General features: G+C 70.1%; 17 protein-coding genes. 7 read left to right on the forward strand and 10 right to left on the reverse strand.

Translation table 11 applies throughout. The annotated features are described in order from the left end of the window. The first annotated feature begins 19 nt into the window (after nucleotides 1-19). Nucleotides 20-529 (forward strand): MarR family winged helix-turn-helix transcriptional regulator, encoded by a 510-nt coding sequence (locus tag ACQPYS_RS25050; protein WP_433490981.1) that lies wholly within the window; start codon nucleotides 20-22, stop codon nucleotides 527-529. Here ACQPYS_RS25050 and ACQPYS_RS25055 read toward each other — a convergent pair. After that, entirely contained in the window at nucleotides 491-1615 is a 1125-nt protein-coding gene (locus ACQPYS_RS25055; protein WP_433490982.1) for a serine/threonine-protein kinase, read from the reverse strand. The two genes, ACQPYS_RS25050 and ACQPYS_RS25055, sit on opposite strands and share 39 nt — an antisense overlap. Nucleotides 1616-1850: 235 nt before the next feature. On the opposite strand from ACQPYS_RS25055, the gene ACQPYS_RS25060 reads away from it, so the two are divergent. Next, nucleotides 1851-2642: a hypothetical protein gene (locus ACQPYS_RS25060; RefSeq protein ID WP_084481113.1), complete on the forward strand. Its 792-nt coding sequence runs from the start codon at nucleotides 1851-1853 to the stop codon at nucleotides 2640-2642. A 40-nt stretch (nucleotides 2643-2682) separates the two neighbouring features. Beyond that, the gene (locus ACQPYS_RS25065; RefSeq protein WP_433493126.1) at nucleotides 2683-4221 is read left to right on the forward strand and encodes a DNA polymerase Y family protein; all 1539 of its coding nucleotides are present in this window, start codon (nucleotides 2683-2685) and stop codon (nucleotides 4219-4221) included. Nucleotides 4222-4281: 60 nt separating this feature from the next. Here the strand turns inward: ACQPYS_RS25065 and ACQPYS_RS25070 are convergent, their stop codons facing one another. Then, complete coding sequence (locus tag ACQPYS_RS25070) at nucleotides 4282-4812, reverse strand: hypothetical protein (RefSeq protein WP_063037202.1); 531 nt, start codon at nucleotides 4810-4812, stop codon at nucleotides 4282-4284. A gap of 157 nt (nucleotides 4813-4969) precedes the next feature. Further along, nucleotides 4970-5593: an AMIN-like domain-containing (lipo)protein gene (locus ACQPYS_RS25075; RefSeq protein WP_063037200.1), complete on the reverse strand. Its 624-nt coding sequence runs from the start codon at nucleotides 5591-5593 to the stop codon at nucleotides 4970-4972. Nucleotides 5594-5762: 169 nt separating this feature from the next. On the opposite strand from ACQPYS_RS25075, the gene ACQPYS_RS25080 reads away from it, so the two are divergent. After that, on the forward strand, nucleotides 5763-6920 hold the full coding sequence (locus tag ACQPYS_RS25080) for a class I SAM-dependent methyltransferase (RefSeq protein ID WP_063037198.1): 1158 nt from the start codon (nucleotides 5763-5765) through the stop codon (nucleotides 6918-6920). A 6-nt stretch (nucleotides 6921-6926) separates the two neighbouring features. On the opposite strand, the gene ACQPYS_RS25085 is transcribed toward ACQPYS_RS25080, so the two are convergent. Both ACQPYS_RS25085 and ACQPYS_RS25090 read right to left on the reverse strand, forming a co-directional pair. Next, the gene (locus ACQPYS_RS25085; protein WP_063037533.1) at nucleotides 6927-7562 is read right to left on the reverse strand and encodes a response regulator; all 636 of its coding nucleotides are present in this window, start codon (nucleotides 7560-7562) and stop codon (nucleotides 6927-6929) included. A 486-nt stretch (nucleotides 7563-8048) separates the two neighbouring features. After that, a complete protein-coding gene (locus ACQPYS_RS25090; RefSeq protein ID WP_431940157.1) occupies nucleotides 8049-9518 on the reverse strand; it encodes an ATP-binding protein in 1470 nt (489 codons plus the stop codon). 160 nt (nucleotides 9519-9678) lie between these two features. Here ACQPYS_RS25090 and ACQPYS_RS25095 point away from each other — a divergent pair, with 160 nt between their 5' ends. Both ACQPYS_RS25095 and ACQPYS_RS25100 read left to right on the forward strand, forming a co-directional pair. Further along, entirely contained in the window at nucleotides 9679-11250 is a 1572-nt protein-coding gene (locus ACQPYS_RS25095) for a PspC domain-containing protein (RefSeq protein ID WP_433490983.1), read from the forward strand. After that, nucleotides 11243-11485: a hypothetical protein gene (locus ACQPYS_RS25100; protein WP_433490984.1), complete on the forward strand. Its 243-nt coding sequence runs from the start codon at nucleotides 11243-11245 to the stop codon at nucleotides 11483-11485. Before ACQPYS_RS25095 ends, ACQPYS_RS25100 begins: the two co-directional genes overlap by 8 nt. A gap of 58 nt (nucleotides 11486-11543) precedes the next feature. Here ACQPYS_RS25100 and guaA read toward each other — a convergent pair whose 3' ends face one another. The 3 genes from guaA to guaB all read right to left on the reverse strand — a co-directional run bounded on the left by guaA (nucleotide 11544) and on the right by guaB (nucleotide 16601). Next, complete coding sequence (gene guaA / locus ACQPYS_RS25105) at nucleotides 11544-13121, reverse strand: glutamine-hydrolyzing GMP synthase (RefSeq protein ID WP_433490985.1); 1578 nt, start codon at nucleotides 13119-13121, stop codon at nucleotides 11544-11546. A 203-nt stretch (nucleotides 13122-13324) separates the two neighbouring features. Beyond that, complete coding sequence (locus ACQPYS_RS25110) at nucleotides 13325-14506, reverse strand: GuaB3 family IMP dehydrogenase-related protein (protein WP_433490986.1); 1182 nt, start codon at nucleotides 14504-14506, stop codon at nucleotides 13325-13327. A 553-nt stretch (nucleotides 14507-15059) separates the two neighbouring features. Further along, complete coding sequence (gene guaB / locus ACQPYS_RS25115) at nucleotides 15060-16601, reverse strand: IMP dehydrogenase (RefSeq protein WP_433490987.1); 1542 nt, start codon at nucleotides 16599-16601, stop codon at nucleotides 15060-15062. A gap of 246 nt (nucleotides 16602-16847) precedes the next feature. Here guaB and ACQPYS_RS25120 point away from each other — a divergent pair, with 246 nt between their 5' ends. Then, a complete protein-coding gene (locus ACQPYS_RS25120; protein ID WP_030522220.1) occupies nucleotides 16848-17261 on the forward strand; it encodes a DUF5319 domain-containing protein in 414 nt (137 codons plus the stop codon). Between the two features lie 158 nt (nucleotides 17262-17419). Here ACQPYS_RS25120 and ACQPYS_RS25125 read toward each other — a convergent pair whose 3' ends face one another. Together ACQPYS_RS25125 and ACQPYS_RS25130 are read right to left on the reverse strand one after the other, a co-directional pair. Continuing rightward, entirely contained in the window at nucleotides 17420-18598 is a 1179-nt protein-coding gene (locus tag ACQPYS_RS25125) for an anti-sigma-D factor RsdA (protein WP_433490988.1), read from the reverse strand. Beyond that, nucleotides 18591-19169, reverse strand: coding sequence for a sigma-70 family RNA polymerase sigma factor (locus tag ACQPYS_RS25130; RefSeq protein WP_063037189.1), 579 nt, complete (start codon nucleotides 19167-19169; stop codon nucleotides 18591-18593). Before ACQPYS_RS25130 ends, ACQPYS_RS25125 begins: the two co-directional genes overlap by 8 nt. Between the last annotated feature and the right edge of the window lie 27 nt (nucleotides 19170-19196).

Here is a 19196-nt window from a genome sequence, read left to right on the forward strand (position 1 = left end):
CTCGGCGAGAATCGTCACTATGCCCGAGTCCCCCGCCGCGGCGTCGTCGTCGGCCGTACTGCTGTACCGGCTGGCCCGTGCCACCAGTGTCCGATTGGCCACAGCGTTCGCCGCCGCGGGGACGCCCGATCTCCATCCGCGACACGCTCTGCAGTTCTTTCCCCCGCCGCTCGCGGGCGGGCAGCGGGTTTCGGAACTGGCGCCGCGGATCGGGGTCACCAGGCAGGCCACCGCGCGGGTCGTGGGCACGCTGGAACGTGGCGGCTATCTCGTTCGCGTCGCGGACCCCACCGACCGGCGGGCCAAACTGGTCCGCCTCACCGACCGGGGCCGGGCGGCGTCGGCTGTACTGCGCGACAGCATGGGCTCGGTGGAGCGGGATTGGACGCGGGCCCTGGGGCCCGAGCGCGCGGGCGATTTCCGGGAAATTCTGACACTGCTGCTCGGCGAATCCGGTGGCGGCGGATCGGGCCGGCCGCGTAACGGCACGCTACATCACCATAACGAGGATCACGATGATGATGAGTAGCCCGATCAGCAGCCCGATGGTGACGGCCACGGTCGGGGGGATCTGCCGCGGAGCGGGCCGCGGGACGGGAGCCGCGACGGCGGCGGGACGGGGCGGCTGCGGCTGCGCGCGCCGCGGCAGGGGGCCGGAGCGGGGGCTGCGGAGGCCGGCGGCGGAGTTGCGGGCCGCCCAGGCGGGGATGGTGCCGTCCTCGGTCCGCACCGGGGCACCGAGGATATTGCTCGCGGCGCCGGGACCGAATGCGGCGGCGAGAATCTCATCGCGCGCCTCGGCCATGGTCGGACGGCGCTGCGGGGCCGGTTCCATCATGTGCAGCAGCGCCCGGGTGAGCACGCCGCTGCGACTCGGCGGAATGATCTGCGCCATGGCGGCGCGCTCCACGATGGCGCCGGTGTCGTCGTCCATGCCGAACGGCGGCTGCCCCTCGATGGCGGTGTAGAGGGTGGCACCGAGGGAGAACACATCGCTGGCCGCGGTGGGCCGGGCGCCCCGCGCTACCTCCGGCGGCAGATAGGCGGGCGTACCGGTGATCATTCCGTCCGGTTCGTCGGCGGCTTCGGTGATATTGCGGGAGATACCGAAATCGCTCAGCTTCGCCATCCCGACCCCGGGGCCCCGATCGGCGACAAGGATATTGCCCGGTTTGATATCGCGGTGCACGATCCCGACATGGTGCGCGGCGGCCAGCGCGTCGGCGACCTGGGCGCCGACCTGGGCCACCTCGATCACCGGAAGGGCGTTGACCAGGGCGAGCGCGCGGGCCACACTGCGCGAGGGCAGATGCTCCATCACCAGCCAGGGCTCACCGGCCTCGATCACCACGTCGTAGACGGCGATGGCGTGCTCATGGGACAGCTTCGCCGCGACCCGGCCCTCGTGCACGATCTGATCGCGGACCCGCCGGGCCTGGGCCTCGTCCATACCGGCGGTGGACAGCACCTGCTTGATGGCGACCTCGCGGTCCAGCAGCCGGTCGCGGGCCTCCCAGACGGCTCCCATACCGCCACCGCCCAGCTTGGACTGCAGGCGGTATCGGCCGGCCACCAGATAGTCGGGGCCGACGATGGGACGGGGGCGATCGATCATGGGTGTGAGACTAGCCGAATTCGGTGGTAGCTGGCCGGATTCGGAGCCGGAGCGCGCCACACGTGACTTCGTTCACCACCGCGTCCCGCCACTGCGCCGGAGGTACTTCCGGGGGCGGGTTTCAGCCGATAGTCTGTCGAATGTATGTTCGAACCAGAGGTTAGCTGGATCGGTGCCGGCCACTTCGGTGCGACCGGCCGTTCGTCCGGCGTCCGTCGCGGAAGTGGGTGAAAGTATGACGGCACGGCCACCGAAGGCGAGCGGCGCCCAATTGCGGCAACTGGCCCGGTTGCGGCGCGCCCGGGCGGCGAGCGGCGGTTGCGTACCCGGACCCCCGGCCGCGCCACGCGGCGAGAACGGCCTGCCCGCACCGGTGGCACCGGCGACGGGCCTGCGGCGGGAGATCCTGCCCGTACCTCCGGCCCTGGCACCCCTGCTACCCGAAGGCGGCTTGGTCAAGGGCAGTGTCGTGGCCTACACCGGCGCCGGATCGTTACTGGCCGGATTGCTCGCCGCCGTCACCGGACGGGGTGGGCACGCGGCCACCGTCGGGCTGCCCGGGCTCGGTCTGCTCGCCGCCGCGGAAATGGGGGCCCGGCTGGATCGGATCGCGGTGGTCGCCGATGCCGGCCGGGACCCGGCGGAGGTGGCGGCGGTGTTGCTCGACGGTATGGAACTGGTGGTGCTTGGCCTCGGCGACGCCGCGGTTCCCCCGGCCCGCGCCCGGGTGCTCACCGCGAAAGCCCGCGGAAAGAACGCCACCCTGATCGTCACCGGCGGCTCCTGGCCGGCTCCGGACCTGAACCTGGAAGCGAAGGTATCCGGCTACACCGGGCTCGGGACGGGCAGCGGGCGTATCCGTTCCATCAGCCTCGACGTCGAAGCCCGCGCCAAAGGCGGTGTACCGCACCGCGGCCGGTTGGCCGCCCGCCCACTCGCCGGCCGGGTGGAGTGGATCGCGCCGGCTGTCGCGGAAGCCGGCGAGGGCAGCGCACCGGAACGGCAGGAGCGGTCGGTTGCCTCCTGACCGGTCCGCACCGGGCACCGCCCGCGGCGGCCCCCGGGTCATGGCGGTGTGGTGCCCGGACTGGCCGGCGGTCGCGGCGGCGGCGAGCGCGGGGTTACCGCCGGAACAACCGGTGGCGGTACTCCACGCGAACCGGGTGGTCACCTGCTCGGCCACCGCCCGCGAGGCGGGGGTGCGCCGCGGTATGCGCAAACGTGAAGCCCAGGGCCGCTGCCCGGAACTCGTCGTGGCGCAACAGGACCCGGACCGTGATGCCCGGCTGTTCGAACCCGTCGCCGCGACCGTGGACACCCTCGCCTCCGGCGTGGAAGTGCTGCGGCCCGGTCTGCTCGCCCTGTCCGCCCGCGGCGTCGTCCGCTATTTCGGTTCCGCCGAGGCCGCGACCCGCCGGGTACTCACCGCGCTGGCCACCGCCGGCGTGGAGGCACGGGTGGGCATCGCCGACGAACTATCCACCGCGATCATCGCTGCCCGGCACGGGACCCTCGTGGCCCCCGGGGGTGACGCCCGGTTCCTGGCCCCGCTGCCTATCGCGGAGCTGGCGGCCGAACCGGGTCCCGCGGCCGCGGAACGGGCCGCGCTCATAGATCTGCTGCACCGCCTGGGCCTGCGCCGGATCGGGGATTTCGCCGAGCTGACACCGGCCCAGGTGACCTCCCGGTTCGGTACGGACGCGATCCTCGCGCACCGCACCGCCCGCGCCCTACCGGAACGCCCGCCGGCGCCGAGCCGGCCCGCACCGGATCTGGAGGTCCGGCTCCCCTGCGATCCGCCCATCGACCGGGTCGACCGGGCCGCGTTCGCCGGTCGGTTACTCGCCACCCGCCTCACCGCGGCGCTGTCGGCCGCCGCGCTGGCCTGCACCCGGCTCGAGATCCGCGCCGAAACCGAAACGGGCGAGAACCTGTCCCGGGTCTGGCGCTGCGCCGAACCGCTGACCGCCGACGGCGTCGCCGACCGGGTGCGCTGGCAGCTGGACGGCTGGCTGACCCGGCCCCCGGACGGCCGCGCCGGCGGTCCGATCATCCTGCTGCACCTGGTACCGGTGGAGGTGGTGCCGGCCGGCGCCCTGCAACTGGGGCTGTGGGGCGATACGGGATCAGGGGACGAACGCGCGCTGCGCGCCCTGGTCCGCGTCCAGGGCCTGCTCGGTGGAGACGCGGTGCAGGTGGGTGTGCTCAGCGGCGGACGCGGGCCGGCCGAACGGGTCACCATGGTCGCGTTCGGCGACGAACGCGCCCCGCACACCGATCCGGCGCCACCCTGGCCGGGCCGGATCCCCGAACCCGCCCCCGCCGTGATCATGCTCGACCGCCCACCGGTCACCCTGGAAACCGCCGACGGCGTACCGGTACGGATCACCGAGCGCGGCGGTTTCAGCGGCCCCCCGGCACGGCTGCGCTGGGGACGATCCCGCTGGCGGCTCACCGCCTGGGCCGGCCCCTGGCTACTGGACGAACTGTGGTGGTCACCCGGATCGGCACCCAGCGCCCGCGCGCAAGTCGAACTACCCGGTCCGCACAGTCTGCTGCTGTTCGCCGAGAACGACCGGTGGTATGTGGAAGGGCTCTACGATTGACTTCCTCCCGGCCCTGCAGGACGCGGCTTCCACGCTACGGAGATTCGGTGACCGCCGCGCTCAGTACCCGCCGCAGGCGTCGAACGCCGCGTCCTTGTCCGCGTTGAACGTATCGATCTGCCCGTTCACCTCGTCGACCGAGGCATTGCGTTCCAGCAGGTCGGCCAGTGATTTCAGATTGTCGCGGTAGGTGCGCATCGGAGTGGAGACATCGCCCGGCACATCCGGGTTCAGGTTCTGATCGATCTTGTTGGCGGTATCGCGCAGCGCGGTGATCGCGGCCCGCTTCTTGGGTTCGAGATCGGGCGCCTTGGCGTCACTGGCGTCGATATAAGCGTTGAACGCGTCGACCGCGGGATTGTTGTTGTCGCGCAGCGCCTCGCACACATCGGTGGCGGCGGCCGCCGCCGCGGCGGCGCGCGACGAGGAGGCCGCGGCCGACGACGATCTGACTTCGGAGGTGTACAGCTGCAACTCGGACTGGTTCACCTGGGCGGTACCGGTCACCGTATTCGAGCAGGCAGCGATGAAACCACCCGCGATGAGCGCGGTCACAGCGGTGGCGAGACCGGCTCGTTCGAGTCGTCGCATAGGTGTTGCACTCCCCTCGGATGCCCACGACCCCGTATTCTCGCCCCGGCGCGCCGGACATCTGAGCCGCCGGTGCTGTCAACCGTACTGCGTCGGGTCGTATTTCGACCGCCCAGCCTCGTCATTGATCGTCAACCGATACCGGGCGCAGCACACGCTACCCGGTGGCGATATCGATCACCAGGCGATTCGGCATGGTGGCGGTGGATACCGTGAAGCCCGGCCGGTCACCGGCAACCCCGATGAACGATTGCGTGACCCCCTCGAAAACCGTGGTCCGGTACACCCCGGCGATTCCCGGCACCGCCGGGTCGGTGGCCGGGTCGGGACCGGAATAGGGCGCCACCCGGCTGTCGAAGGGATAGGCCGACCCGGTGATCCGCACCTCGAGCACCGATTCGCCCGCCACCTCCAGCTCCCGGCCGCTGCCGTCCTGGACCGCCCGGCCGGTGTACCACACGCTCCAACCCGGAGTGCCCTCCCCACCGAGGTCGTATTCCACCCGATCGAACCCCGCATGCCTGCTCAGCCGGATATCGGTCACGGTCAGCGCCGCCCCCGGCGAGGCCGCGGCCTGTTTGGGGACCGTATCGTCGGGCGCGGGCACCGGCTCCCCCGGCAACGGCACGGGTGGCGCCGGCAGACCGGGGGTGTCCACCTCCGAACTCGGCACCGCCGGTACCAGCTCCGGAGAGCTAACCGGTGGTGCGGAGCCGGAGTGGGCACATCCCGCGAGAAAACCCAGCATGGCCACCACCACCAGAACACGCCCGGTACGCATGCGGCCGATGCTAACCGGCGTAACCGCTGTCCTGCGGGAACATGCCCTTTCCCGGTGTGCCACGACCGACGGGCGCCCTGGCCGGGCCGCGGGGGCGCACGCAGCGGAAACGCCGACCATTCGACGGGGCGGCCGCCGGTCCGCGGCAACGATCTAGCACACTTGACCTGTGCGAGATGTGGAGGACCTACTGGAACGGTTGCGCCGCTATCCGGATGTGGAGGCCGCCAACCTGTACGCCGTCGATGCCGCCGACCGCCTGATTCTCGACGTGGCCGCGGAAGCGCTCGCCGAAGCCGCCACCGCCCGGGAAACGGTCGCGGTGATCGGTGACGGTTACGGTGCCCTCACCCTCGGCGCCGCCGCCGCCCACGACCTGCATCGAATCCGGGTCCACCAGGACCTGCTCACCGGTGAACTCGCCCTCGCCGCCAATGCCCGGACCCTCGGTCTCGCCGACCGCTACACCGCCCATCCGCTGGACGAGAGTCTGCTCCGTGGGGCGACCGTCGTCCTGCTGCGGCTACCGCGCGTCCTGGCCGGTCTGGCCGAAATCGCCGAGGCCATCGCCCGTTACGCCCACCCCGCGGTCCGCGTCTTCGCCGGCGGCCGCGACAAATACCTGACCAAGGCCATGAACGAGGTGCTGGCCGAATCATTCTCCGAGGTGCGGGCCAGCCGCGGCCGGCAGAAATCGCGCACCCTGCTGGTCCGCGGCCCGAAACCGGTGGGCGCGCCCCGATTCCCGGTGCACGAGCACATCGGCGAGATCGGAATCGAGGTGGTCGCGCACGGCGCCGCGTTCTCCGGCGCCCGCCTCGATATCGGCACCCGGTTTCTGCTCGAACATCTGCGCGCGATGAAACCCGACGCCCGCGACGCCGTCGACCTCGGCTGCGGCACCGGGATACTGGCGGTGGCACTGGCCAGGTCCCGCCCCGGACTCGCCGTGGTCGGCACCGACCAATCCGCCGCCGCCGTGGCCTCCGCCACCGCCACCGCCGCGGCCAACCAGCTCACCGACCAGGTCCGGGTGGTCCGCGACGACGCCATGACCGGCGCCCCCGACAACAGCGCCGACCTGGTCGTATGCAATCCGCCGTTCCATGTGGGCGCCGCCGTGCACACCGGATCGGCCATCAAGATGTTCGCCCAGACCGGCCGGGTCCTACGTCCCGGCGGGGAGCTGTGGACGGTCTACAACAACCATCTCAACCACCGCACGGTGGTCGAACGCATGGTGGGACGCACCGAGGTGATGGGCCGCAACCGGAAATTCACCGTCACCCGCTCGGTACGCGGTCTGCACGACCCCACCCGCCCCTGACGCCGCTCAGTCGATACGCCGCCGATGCGCCCACCGAGTGAGCGCGTTCCGGTTGGACTGCTGCGTTTTACGCAGCACATTCGACGCATGGGTCTCCACCGTCTTCACCGAGATGAACAGTTTCTCGGCGATCTCCCGATAGGTGTAACCACGCGCGAGCAGACGCAAAACCTCCAGCTCACGCGGGGTCAGCGAATCCAGCTCCGGATCCAGCGGCGGCTCGGGTACCGGAGACTTCCCCGTGAACGAATCCAGAACGAAACCCGCCAGCCGCGGGCTGAACACCGCATCACCGCCGGCCACCCGGCGGATCCCGTCGGCCAGTTCGGCACCGGAAATCGTCTTGGTCACATACCCCCGGGCACCGGCCCGGATCACCGCGATCACATCCTCGGCGGCATCGGACACACTCAACGCCAGACACACCGGGCCACTGTCGATACCGTGCAACACCGCCACGCCGCCCCCATCGGGCATATGCACATCCAGCAGCACCACATCGGGTTTCGCACTGTTGATCCCCGCCACGGCCTCGGCCACCCCACCGGCCTCCCCGACCACCTCCATATCCCTCTCCCGGCTCAACTCGGCCCGCACTCCGGAACGGAAAACGGCGTGATCATCCACCAGAAAAACCCGCACACCCACCCTCTCTGTGTTTATTTGCGGCGCCTTCGGCGCCGCGGGGTCGAGGCCCCCTCGGTCCCGCCGTTCAGCGCCCGAGACTCGCGCCTGCGGCGCATGCGCTTCGGACGCTGAACGGCGGGACGGGCCTCGACCGTTGTGGGCCTCGCTGGACTCGGCGCCGGGTGAGGCGGCCGGGTTGGGCGGGGCGCCACCGCTGATCATCGTGCGATACATGGTTTCAGGTGGATGGAGAGGAAGGGATTCGGGGGCTGTCGGCCCGGCTTGTGGTGTTGTCGGGCGCGATGTGGTTCCCGGGCACACCGGCCCTCCGTCGATGGAGGTTCCGGCCGCGGCCCCGGGTGGTCGTCCATGTGTTTCCTGGTCCGCACCGCGGACCCGGACCGGGTGCACAAGCGCCACGCTGCGGGGGACGGGTCCGTGGGGACGGTGCGGATGCGGTCGGGCCCGGACCCGTGCGCAGGCCCGTTACCGTGGAGTCCATCAGCGGTGTCCGTTCGAGCGGGCCGGGTCGGCAGTGGCCCGGTGCGGCCGGGTGATGGCGGCGGTGACGACCTCGGTGGAGGCCATCCGGGGCCGATCCTGCGGTTCGGGGGCCGGGGTGGGCGCGGCGGCCCGGCGGAAGGCTTCCGCGGGGTCGGACCCCACCGTTTCGTCCCGGACTTCGTTCACTTGCTCTTCCGCTTCCGAAGACCCGGAATCGGTTCGCGGCATGATGATGCGGACCTCGGTGCCCCGGCCGGGCTCCGAGACGATCTCCACGGTGCCCCCGCGGCGCTCCACCCGGGCGCGGATCGAACGGGCCAGGCCGTGGCGGTCCTCGGGGATCGAATCAGGGTCGAAACCGGTCCCGCGGTCGCGGACGAACACGCTGACCTGGTGCGGTTCGGCCTCGGCGAACAGGTCGATATCGGCGACCCCGGCATGTTTGGCGGCGTTCACCAGGGCTTCGCGGGTGGCGCCCAGCACCGCGGTGAAATGCTCCTTCGGCAGGCCGGAGCCGCTCTCCGTACCGTCCATCGCCACATCGCCCACCGTCACGGGAGTGACCTTCACTCCGTGCTGGTCCTCCACTTCGCCGGCGATGGTGCGCAGTGCGGCGGCGAGGCTGGATTCGGCCGGACCCGAATCGGCGAACAACCAGCGGCGCAACTCCCGCTCCTGACTACGTGCCAGCCGCAGCACCTCATGGGGGTCGTCGGCCTGCCGCTGGATCAGGGCGAGCGTCTGCAGTACCGAATCGTGCAGGTGGGAGGCGATCTCCTCGCGTTCCTCGTTACGAATGCGCGCGGCACGCTCGGCATTCAGCGAATGCATGAGCCGCAGGCCGAGTGGAACGGTCAGCAGACCCACCCCGATCAGGGTCGCGGCCACGGCCAGCAGCGCCGAGCCGAGGGAACCCCAGTCCAGCTGGGACAGCACCACCACCGCCAGCCCGGTGACCACCAACGTCACGCCCGCGATAATGCGCGACCAGGTCACCACCGACGGTTTCGCCGGTATACCGACCAGCGACCGCGGACCGTCGGCGTCGTATTCGCGCCACACCAGTGCCGCGCCCACCGCGATCACCACGATCGGCGCGATGACCCGCGCCGCCGCGCCACTGAACGCCCACGACACCGCCACCGACAAACCCAGCCCGAGCAGGGCCAGCCCGATCGCCTGCCGGCGCTCGGTACCCGACGGGCGACCGGAGTCGGTGCCGTCGGGCGTGAAGATCCACAGCAGGCTGTAGGCGACTATCCCGGCCCCCGCCAGCGCGGAGAGCAGGACGAAGACCATCCGTACCTTGAGGACGTCGATACCGAGATGGTCGGCGACACCGCCGGCCACCCCGCCGACGATCCGGCCGCCGGAGCGGCGCACCAGACGTGGGGTATCGGCCTCGGGAACCGCCCCGGGCCCGGCAGCGGCCCCCCGCGTGTAGAAGGCAGGTCCGAACGGGCACATACCCTCGATACTGGCACGGGAACCGCACCGGCAGCCATGGGGAAACACCCTGATATCGGTCTCGGGTCGCCCCAGTCGACGGTGCTCAGGAGGTTTTCCGGTCCAACTTCAGGGTTCACCCCGATGTGCGCGTGGGCGCCCCGAGCGGACCATGGGATCCATGACGAGAACGAGCTTCGGCGATCAGCTGCAGCAGATGTGGCAGACCCGGCCGGTTCGGCTGCCCCGGCGAGGCCCGATCGCCGGAGTCGCGGCGGGTTTCGGCCATCGCTACGGTGTCGATCCGGTACTGGTCCGGGTGGCGTTCGTGGTGTCCACCATTTTCGGCGGTGCCGGAATCGTGCTCTACCTGGCGGGATGGCTACTGTTCCCGGAACCCGGGGGGCGCGGTTCCATGGCGGAGTCGCTCACCCGCAGGGATCAGGAATCACCGAACCAGACCAAGACCATCGTGCTGATCGTGGCGCTGGCGATCGCGGTGAGCACGATGGGCCCGGTGGGGATCGGGCTGGGCGGCTCCGGGGTCATCGCGCTGGCGCTGATGCTCGCGGGCTGGTGGATGCTACACATGCGTTCCCCCGAACCACCGCCGCTGCCACCTGGCACCGTCGAGCCGGAGTCGCTGGGCAACCCCGGTACCACCGGTTATCCCGGCGCCATGTTCCCGCAGGGCGGGGGCGACCCCTACGCACCCCCGACGGATGTGTACACGCCGTACACGAGGCTGCCGGAACGCTACGTCCCCGACCCGCCCGCCGACATCCCGCAGGCCCCGACGGCCTCGGACGGCACCGCCGGCGATCCCCCGCAACCGGCACGCCCACTGCTCACCAAGAGCGGTGACGCGGCCCCCGGCCCTGCGCGGGTCACAGGAACCGAGCAGAGCGGCGGGATCGGCGATTCCGGGACGGCCGATCCCGCACCGGCCGAGAGCTCACCCGGCGGGCCCACGGCTTCGGCCGACCCGGCCGGGGACCGGCCGGGCGCGGGTACGGGTACCTTCCGAGCCGCCCGCCCCACTATCGATATGAACAAGTCCGGCACCGCGGCGTTCGAACATCGCACCCCGCCCTCCTGGGACCCGCTGGGTGTCGCGCCACTGGCCTGGGATCTGCCCGAACCCGCGCCGGCCCGCACGATGGTCGTACCGGCCGTCGAGCCACGGCCACGTTCCCGCTTCACCCCGGTCGTTCTCGGCCTCGCGGTCCTGGCGGCGGCAGCCGCCGGTGCCACCGCCGTAGCGGGTAACGAATGGATGACCCCGGGGCGGATCGGCGCGATCGCCCTGGCGGTGATCGGGCTGGGTCTGGTGTTCGGATCGTTGCGGCGCCGCGGCCACGGCCTGCTGCTGGTCACCGCTCCCCTGGCGGCCTTCGTGCTGCTCACCGCGGTGATCGGACCGGTGGACCTGCAGAGCCCTACCATGGGCGATCGCACCTGGGCGCCGGCCTCGGCCACCGAGGTACGGCCGGAGTACAAGGTCACCATGGGGTCGGGCACGCTCGATCTGCGCGGTATCGACCTCACCGCGGACAAGACCGTCGATGTCGATGTGCAGATGGGTCAGGCGATGGTCCTGCTACCCGAGAACATGAACGTCCGCACCGAATGCACCGTCCGGATGGGCGAGGCGACCTGCCCGGATGGGCTGACCGGGCCCGGCGGGGACGCGCCGGTGCTGAACTTGAACGTGCACGTGCGGATGGGCGATGCGGAGGTGCGCCGTGGCTGAACAGCAGACAGGTAAAAGAAACGATGACGCGGCCTGCGGGCAGGTCCGGCGCGGCGGTTTCTCCCCCGGCTTGTTCTTCGTGGGCCTGCTGGCGCTCGGCCTGAGCGTCTGGGCTTTGGCCGGCCCCACCCAGTGGGGACTCACCACAATCGTCCCGATCGGCTGGATCGTCGTCGCGGTGGCGATAGTCGCCGGTCTGCTCCTGGTTGTATCCCCCCGGCGACGCCGCCGCTGAGCGCTGACCTCCTGTGAACGGAACCGGCCGGACCTGCACAGGTCCGGCCGGTTCGTCGTCACTCCCACTCGATGGTGCCTGGGGGCTTACTCGTCACATCCAGTACCACCCGGTTGACCTCGGCCACCTCGTTGGTGATCCGGGTGGAGATACGTTCCAGTACCTCGTAGGGCAACCGGGTCCAGTCCGCGGTCATCGCGTCCTCGCTCGATACCGGCCGCAGCACGATGGGATGCCCGTAGGTGCGGCCGTCGCCCTGCACACCGACACTGCGCACATCCGCGAGCAGCACCACCGGGCACTGCCAGATCTGCCCGTCCAGACCGGCCGCGGTCAGTTCCTCGCGCGCGATGGCGTCGGCCTGGCGCAGGGTGCGCAACCGGTCCTCGGTGACCTCACCGATGATCCGGATGGCCAGCCCCGGCCCGGGGAACGGCTGGCGACCCACGATCTCCTCCGGCAGCCCGAGCTCCCGGCCGACCGCCCGGACCTCGTCCTTGAACAGCAGCCGCAGCGGTTCGACCAGTTCGAACTCCAGGTCTTCGGGCAGCCCGCCCACATTGTGATGCGATTTGATGTTCGCGGTGCCGCTGCCCCCGCCGGACTCCACCACGTCCGGGTACAGCGTCCCCTGGACCAGGAACTCCACCGTCGGGGCCGCATCGCCGGCCACCTGTTCGCCCACGACCTCACCCACCGCGTCCTCGAAGGACCGGATGAACTCGCGGCCGATGATCTTGCGCTTCTCCTCCGGGTCGGTGACGCCCTTCAGCTCGCCCAGGAACTTGTCCACCGCGTCCACGGTGACCAGCCGGGCCCCGGTGGCCGCCACGAAGTCCCGCTGCACCTGCTCGCGTTCCCCCGCGCGCAACAGTCCGTGATCGACGAATACGCAGGTCAGCCTGTCGCCGATGGCGCGCTGTACAAGAGCGCCCGCCACCGCGCTGTCCACCCCGCCGGAAAGCGCGCAGATCGCATGCCCGTCGCCGATCTGCTCCCGCACCTGTTCGATCATGACCTCGGCGATATTGGCCGCTGTCCAGGTCGGCGAGATACCGGCCATCTCGTGCAGGAAGCGGCTCAGCACCTGCTGGCCGTGCGGCGAGTGCAGCACCTCGGGGTGGTACTGCACACCCGCCAGCCGGCGCGCCCGATCCTCGAACGCCGCGACCGGCGCGCCTACCGTCGTACCGGTGACCGTGAAGCCCTCCGGGGCGTCGGTGACCGCGTCGCCGTGACTCATCCACACCGGCTGTACGCCCGGCAGGCCCTCGTGCAGCACACCGCCGTCGATATCGAGTTCGGTGCGCCCGTACTCACGGGTCCCGGTATTGGTCACGGTGCCGCCCAGCGCCTGCGCCATCGCCTGGAATCCGTAACAGATCCCGAAAACCGGCACGTCGAGATCGAACAGCCGCGGATCGAGCGAGGGCGCGCCCTCGGCGTACACACTGGCCGGGCCGCCCGACAGGATCACCGCGAGCGGCTTCTTGTCAGCGATCTCGGCGACCGTGGCGGTATGCGGCACCACCTCGGAGTACACCTTCGCCTCCCGGACCCGGCGGGCGATCAACTGCGCGTACTGCGCACCGAAGTCGACAACGAGTACGGGTCTCTGGGAATGCGTCACCCGCATGATTCTAGTGATGGCTCCGCGGGCCCTCGAGGTCGGTCACCGCGGGGCCCACGCAGCGCCGACCTGCCGTTTGACGGAGGCCGTCGGAGAACTCACCGGCCCGGGCGACAAGCGCCCCCCGGCGGCCGTCGCGGCGGATCGAGATCACGGGCCCGGGCGGGCGGGACGGCCGTCCGCCCCGCTCGAAGCCCGAGACGCACCGCTCAGGCGCGGACGCTCAACCCGACCTTCTGGAACTCCTTGAGATCGGAGTAACCGGCCTTGGCCATGGACCGGCGCAGGCCGCCGACCAGGTTGAGCGAGCCGAACGGATCGTCGGAAGGCCCGGTGAGAACCTGTTCGAGGCTGGGCCGCACCGAGGCGGGGCGGGCCGTGTGGCCACTGAGCAGCTCGTCGGCGAGGTCCCACGGTTCGTCCAGCGACAGCAACGAGCCGCGCGGCACCGACGGGTGAGCGGCCGCGGACGGCCAGTACCAGCCCCGCCCCGGAGCCTCGGTGGCCAGCGCCAGCGGCGCGCCGAGCATGGCGGCGTCCGCACCGCAGGCGATGGCCTTGGCCAGATCGCCGGAGGTGTGGATATCGCCGTCGGCGATGACGTGCACGTAGCGGCCACCGGTTTCGTCGAGATAGTCCCGGCGGGCCGCGGCCGCATCGGCGATGGCGGTGGCCATCGGCACCCCGATTCCCAGGACCTCGCCCGTGGTGGTCGCGCCCTCCTGCGAGCCGTAACCGACGATCACGCCCGCGGCACCGGTCCGCATGAGGTGCAGCGCGGTGCGGTGATCGCTCACCCCGCCGGCCACCACCGGCACATCGAGTTCGGCGATGAACGTTTTCAGGTTCAGCGGTTCGCCGTCACCGACGTGTTCGGCGGAGATGATGGTGCCCTGCACGACCAGGAGGTCGATTCCGGCCTGCAGCAGACCCGGGGTCAGGCTCTGGGCGTTCTGCGGGCTGACCCGCACCGCGACGGTGACCCCGCCCGCCCGGACCTGCGCCACCGCGGCGGCCAGGAGGTCGGGTTGCATGGGGGCGGCGTGCAGTTCCTGGAGGAAGGCCACGGCCCGCTGATAGCTCCCCTTGTCCGCGAGCTCCAGTAGCTGCTCGATCTTGGCGGCCACATCCGCGTGCCGCGCCCACAGGCCCTCGCCGTTGATGACGCCCAGTCCACCGCGCCGACCCATCTCGATGGCGAATTCCGGGGAGACCAGGGCGTCGGTGGGGTGGGTGAGGAACGGGATATCGAACCGGTACGCGTCGAGCTGCCAGGCCAGCGACACCTGGCTCGCCGAACGGGTCCGGCGCGACGGAACGATATCGACATCGTCCAGTTCGTAGGTCCGGCGAGCCGTCCTACCCATTCCGATCTCGACCATATCGCGCACGAAAATAACTCCTGTGTCGGTGGCGCGCTGCCGCGCGTGGGTTCTCGGCCCCCTCGCCCCACGTTCCCCGCTCGCGAGACCACGCCTGCCGCGCCTACGTTTCGAGAGCGAAAACGCGGAACGGGCAGCGACCCGGTGTGGGCCTCGGGAAACGAGGCGCCGATGTCATGGTTTCACCTGGTGAACCGCGTAATTACACGTAGACCTTACAGTGTTGTCCGCTCCGCCTGCGGCGCGCGGGGGCCGAGTCGCCCGCGGTCCCGCCGTTCAGGCCCCGGGACTCGCCCCCGGCCCGAGTAGGTTCCCTATGGCCGAGGGTGCTCAACAGCCGGCAATCCCGCGAACGGCCTTCCGCACGTCGCATGCGATGTACGGACGGCCGTGCACGGATATGACCGTTCGGCGCCTTCGGTCGAGCGGGACGGGGCTCGCCTCTCCGGTGCTTCCTCGAACTCGGCGCAGGTCGTACGCCTGCCCCTTCGGAGAAACCGGTTGAGGCCGGGGCGGTATACGCCGGCGCCCGAGGCGCCGGCGCGCGGCCCCGGCCCCGCCCTCACCTACCGGTGTAGTTGGGAGCCTCGACGGTCATCGTGATGTCGTGCGGGTGGCTTTCCTTCAGCCCCGCGGCGGTGATCTGTACGAACTGCGCTTCCTGCAGATCGGTGATCGACTGGGCACCGGTGTAGCCCATCGCCGCACGCAGGCCCCCGACCAGCTGATGGATCACCTGGTTGACCGGGCCGCGGAAGGGCACCCGTCCTTCGATGCCCTCCGGGACGAGTTTGTCCTCGGCCAGGACGTCGTCCTGGAAGTAGCGGTCCTTGGAGAAGGATTTCGCCTGTCCGCGACCTTGCATGGCGCCCAGCGAGCCCATGCCGCGGTAGCTCTTGAACTGTTTACCGCCGACGAGGATCAGCTCGCCCGGGGATTCGGCGGTACCGGCCAGCAGCGAGCCGAGCATCACGGTGGAGGCACCCGCGGCGAGGGCCTTGGCGATATCACCGGAGAACTGGATACCACCGTCCGCGATGACCGGGACCCCGGCCGGTTTGCAGACGGAGACGGCTTCGAGGATGGCGGTGATCTGCGGGGCACCGACACCGGCGACCACGCGGGTGGTGCAGATGGAGCCCGGTCCGACGCCGACCTTCACCGCGTCGGCGCCCGCTTCGACCAGTGCCGCGGCACCGGCCCGGGTAGCGATATTGCCACCCACGACCTGGATACGGTCACCGACCTCGGCCTTCACCTTGCTCACCATGCTGAGCACCTGACGCTGGTGACCGTGCGCGGTATCGACCACGAGGACATCGGCGCCGGCGTCGGCCAGGGTCATGGCACGCGACCAGGCGTCGTCTCCGACACCGACCGCGGCACCCACCAGCAGCCGGCCGTCGCGGTCCTTGGTGGCATCGGGGAACTGATCGGTCTTGACGAAATCCTTCACGGTGATGAGCCCGCGCAGCCGGCCCTCGCCGTCCACGATCGGCAGCTTCTCCACCTTGTGCCGGCGCAGCAGGCCGAGCGCGGCCTCGGCGGTGACACCCTCCTGGGCGGTGATGAGCGGTACCTTGGTCATCACATCGGCGACGCGCCGGTTCTGGTCGACCTCGAAGCGCATATCCCGGTTGGTGATGATGCCCACCAGCGCGCCGGTCTCGTCCACCACCGGCAGCCCCGAGATCCGGAACCGGGCGCACATGGCGTCGACCTCGGCGAGGGTGTCGGTCGGGCGGCAGGTCACCGGATCGGTGACCATCCCCGCTTCGGAACGTTTGACGGTTTCCACCTGGCTCGCCTGGTCGGCGACCGACAGATTGCGATGCAGAACACCCATACCGCCGGCCCGGGCCATGGCGATGGCCATCCGGGCTTCGGTGACGGTGTCCATGGCGGAGCTCACCAGCGGGGTCCGCAGGCGGACTTCCCGGGTCAGCTGACTGGATGTCTCGACCGAGCTGGGGATCAGATCCGAAGCGGCGGGGAGCAGCAGTACATCGTCGAAGGTGAGGCCGAGCATGGCGATCTTGTTCGGATCGTCACCACCCGTATGAGGGCGGACTACGGTGCGCTCGCCCGGTACGGGATTACTCATTCGGATCGACCCCTCCTGGACGTCGGCAGAGCTACCGGGGTGCGGCGACCCGATAGCGAACTGTTACTGGGATTGGACTACGGCACCGGTTCGGTTCTGGCCGGTGGTGGCCGGGTTATCGGTACTCGTCGGCGCCGTGTCACCATGGTATCGGTCCCCCTGGACCGCGGATCAACTGAGGGCATCGGCGAAACTGGCGGCGCGGACGGCTGGCGCAGACCACCCTGTTCTGCGTACCGTGGGGATGTGCGTGACCATCTACCACCTGGCTTGCCGCCGGATCCGTTCGCCGGAGACCCCGCCGACCCGTCCGCCGCGCTCGATGCCATCGAGCCGGGGGAGCCGCTGGATCCTCACGAGCGCCTTGCGGTCGAGGAGGATCTCGCCGATCTCGCAGTCTACGAAGCGCTACTGGCGCACCGCGGTATCCGCGGGTTGGTGGTGAGCTGCGAGGACTGTCGGCAGGATCACTATCACGACTGGGACATGCTGCGCGCGAATCTATTACAGCTCCTCGTCGACGGCACGGTCCGCCCGCATGAGCCCGCCTACGACCCGACTCCGGAAGCCTACGTCACCTGGGATTACTGTCGCGGATACGCGGATGCCTCGATGAACGAGGCCTTCCACGGCGACGGGTTCGACGCCTTCGACAGCTGACTCGGAGTAGCCGGCCCGCCCGGCAGGATCGGTCGCACCAGGCGGCCGATCGACTTTTCATGGCTACGTCCGGTTCCCCGGCACTCACACCGACTGTGGCCCGAACACACCGATGGCCATCCACCTCTCCAGGTGGATGGCCATCGGTGTGTCGGCGTTCAGTTGGTGGCGCCTCCCGGCAGCGGCAACGGCAACGTGGTCGGAGCCTGCTGGGGAACCGACGGGGCCGGCACGACGGTCTGCGGGACCGGCGGGGTGGACGGCTCGGCCGGGCCGGGCGTGCTGATCGTGGACGGCGGCGCCTGAGTGGGCTCCACCGAGTCCACACCTGGTCCGTTCGGAGTGGTGGTGCCCGGAACGCCCGGGACGGTGGTGCCGTCCGGGGCGATATCGGGGGCATGCGTTTCCGGTGCCGGGGTGTCCGGAGTGTGGGTGCCGGGTGCCTGGGTGTCCGGACGATCGGGCGCGTGGACGTCCGGAGCGCCCGGCTTGTCACCGCCGCCGGGGCCGCTCGGCCGGTCGGACGGCGTTTCTTTGCCCGGTCCCGGTGTGGTGGTCACCGTGCTACCCGGTCGTTCCGTGGTCCCACCGGGAGGCGGCGGCACCGGTGCGCTCGGATCGGGCGTGGGAGCGATCTGTTGCAGGTGCGCGGCGACGTCCGGCGGTATCACTTTCCGGACCGCCTCGAACAGCTGATTCCAGCGTTCGACCAGTTCGTTGCGCTTGGTCGGGTCGTCGACCTGGGTCGTACTGGCCGAGGCCTGCTCAAGCCGTTCCCGTGCCTCGTCCGGCTTGCCCTGTTCGAGCAGGGTCTGCGCGGCGGCCAGATCGTCACCGGCGTACTGCACGACGGTGCTCTGGGCCTGTTCGCTGAACACCACCTCTTTGACGCGCCACAGCGCGTCGCCGGGTTCGGCCTGATACGAGAACGCGGAGAGCCCACCGAATACGAGCGCCAGCGCGGCAGCGGTGGTCGCGATCGGGCGGAGCAGCCGCAGGCGGCCTCCCGATTGCGCGCCGATCCGCGCCTGCCGGGCACCGATCTCCTGATTGACGGCCGCGACCACGGTATCGAGGTCGGGCGCGTCGGGTAGCGGCGGTGCCACGATCTCGGCCCGCCAATCCGCCAGCAATGTCGCCAGCTGGAGTTCCTCGGTGCTCTCGGTGGGGACGGGTCCGCCACGGGCGATCGCGTCGATCAGTTCGTCATCACGACGAACCGCGACGATATCCACCGGTTCGGATCCGGTACCGGAGCCCTCGGCGTAGGGATCGGTGTTCCGCGATGCACGCCGCGCCCATTTGTCGCCCCGACCGCGCCCGCCATCCCTAGCCATACATTTCACCTGCCCTCGCCACTTGTGCCTTCAATTTTGCGAGCGCCCTGTGCTGGGCTACCCGAATCGCGCCCGCCGTACTGCCCACGGCGGTTGCGGTTTCTTCTGCCGACAGACCCATGACCAGGCGCAGGATCAAGATCTCTCGATGTTTCTCCGGAAGGGTGGCCAGCAGGGCGTTCATCTGCCGGCTCGTTTCCGATTCGAGAGCTCGTTGCTCCGGGCCGTGGTCGGTGGATATGACATCTGGTACTTCGGCCATCGCCTCCGCCTTGTTACGGGAGGCGTTGCGATGGGCGTCGGCAACCTTGTGGGATGCGATTCCGTATACGAAGGCCATGAAGGGTCTACCCTGGTCCTGATACCTGGGTAGCGCGGTCATGACCGCTAGACAGACCTCCTGCGCGACATCGTCCGCGGAGAGTTGTCCACGCTCCGCGACACCGACCCGCGCGCGGCAATAGCGCATCACCAGCGGGCGGACCATTTCCAGTACCTGAGCTAAAGCAGACCTGTCGCCCTGCGCAGCGGCGGCGACGGCGCGGTCCAACTCTTCGCCCGTGTGCGTCATCGTCAGCGGAATTCCTGGCGTTACAAA

This window comes from Nocardia grenadensis (assembly GCF_050942415.1).
Lineage (GTDB): Bacteria > Actinomycetota > Actinomycetes > Mycobacteriales > Mycobacteriaceae > Nocardia > Nocardia grenadensis.

Coding starts and splice junctions, on each gene's coding strand:
- ACQPYS_RS25050 (WP_433490981.1), top strand. CDS start 20: ATGCCCGAGTCCCCCGCCGCGGCGTCGTCGTCGGCCGTACTGCTGTAC.
- ACQPYS_RS25060 (WP_084481113.1), top strand. CDS start 1,851: ATGACGGCACGGCCACCGAAGGCGAGCGGCGCCCAATTGCGGCAACTG.
- ACQPYS_RS25055 (WP_433490982.1), bottom strand. CDS start 1,615: ATGATCGATCGCCCCCGTCCCATCGTCGGCCCCGACTATCTGGTGGCC.
- guaB (WP_433490987.1), bottom strand. CDS start 16,601: ATGAGTAATCCCGTACCGGGCGAGCGCACCGTAGTCCGCCCTCATACG.
- ACQPYS_RS25090 (WP_431940157.1), bottom strand. CDS start 9,518: ATGTGCCCGTTCGGACCTGCCTTCTACACGCGGGGGGCCGCTGCCGGG.
- ACQPYS_RS25095 (WP_433490983.1), top strand. CDS start 9,679: ATGACGAGAACGAGCTTCGGCGATCAGCTGCAGCAGATGTGGCAGACC.
- guaA (WP_433490985.1), bottom strand. CDS start 13,121: ATGCGGGTGACGCATTCCCAGAGACCCGTACTCGTTGTCGACTTCGGT.
- ACQPYS_RS25130 (WP_063037189.1), bottom strand. CDS start 19,169: ATGACGCACACGGGCGAAGAGTTGGACCGCGCCGTCGCCGCCGCTGCG.
- ACQPYS_RS25065 (WP_433493126.1), top strand. CDS start 2,683: ATGGCGGTGTGGTGCCCGGACTGGCCGGCGGTCGCGGCGGCGGCGAGC.
- ACQPYS_RS25075 (WP_063037200.1), bottom strand. CDS start 5,593: ATGCGTACCGGGCGTGTTCTGGTGGTGGTGGCCATGCTGGGTTTTCTC.
- ACQPYS_RS25070 (WP_063037202.1), bottom strand. CDS start 4,812: ATGCGACGACTCGAACGAGCCGGTCTCGCCACCGCTGTGACCGCGCTC.
- ACQPYS_RS25125 (WP_433490988.1), bottom strand. CDS start 18,598: ATGGCTAGGGATGGCGGGCGCGGTCGGGGCGACAAATGGGCGCGGCGT.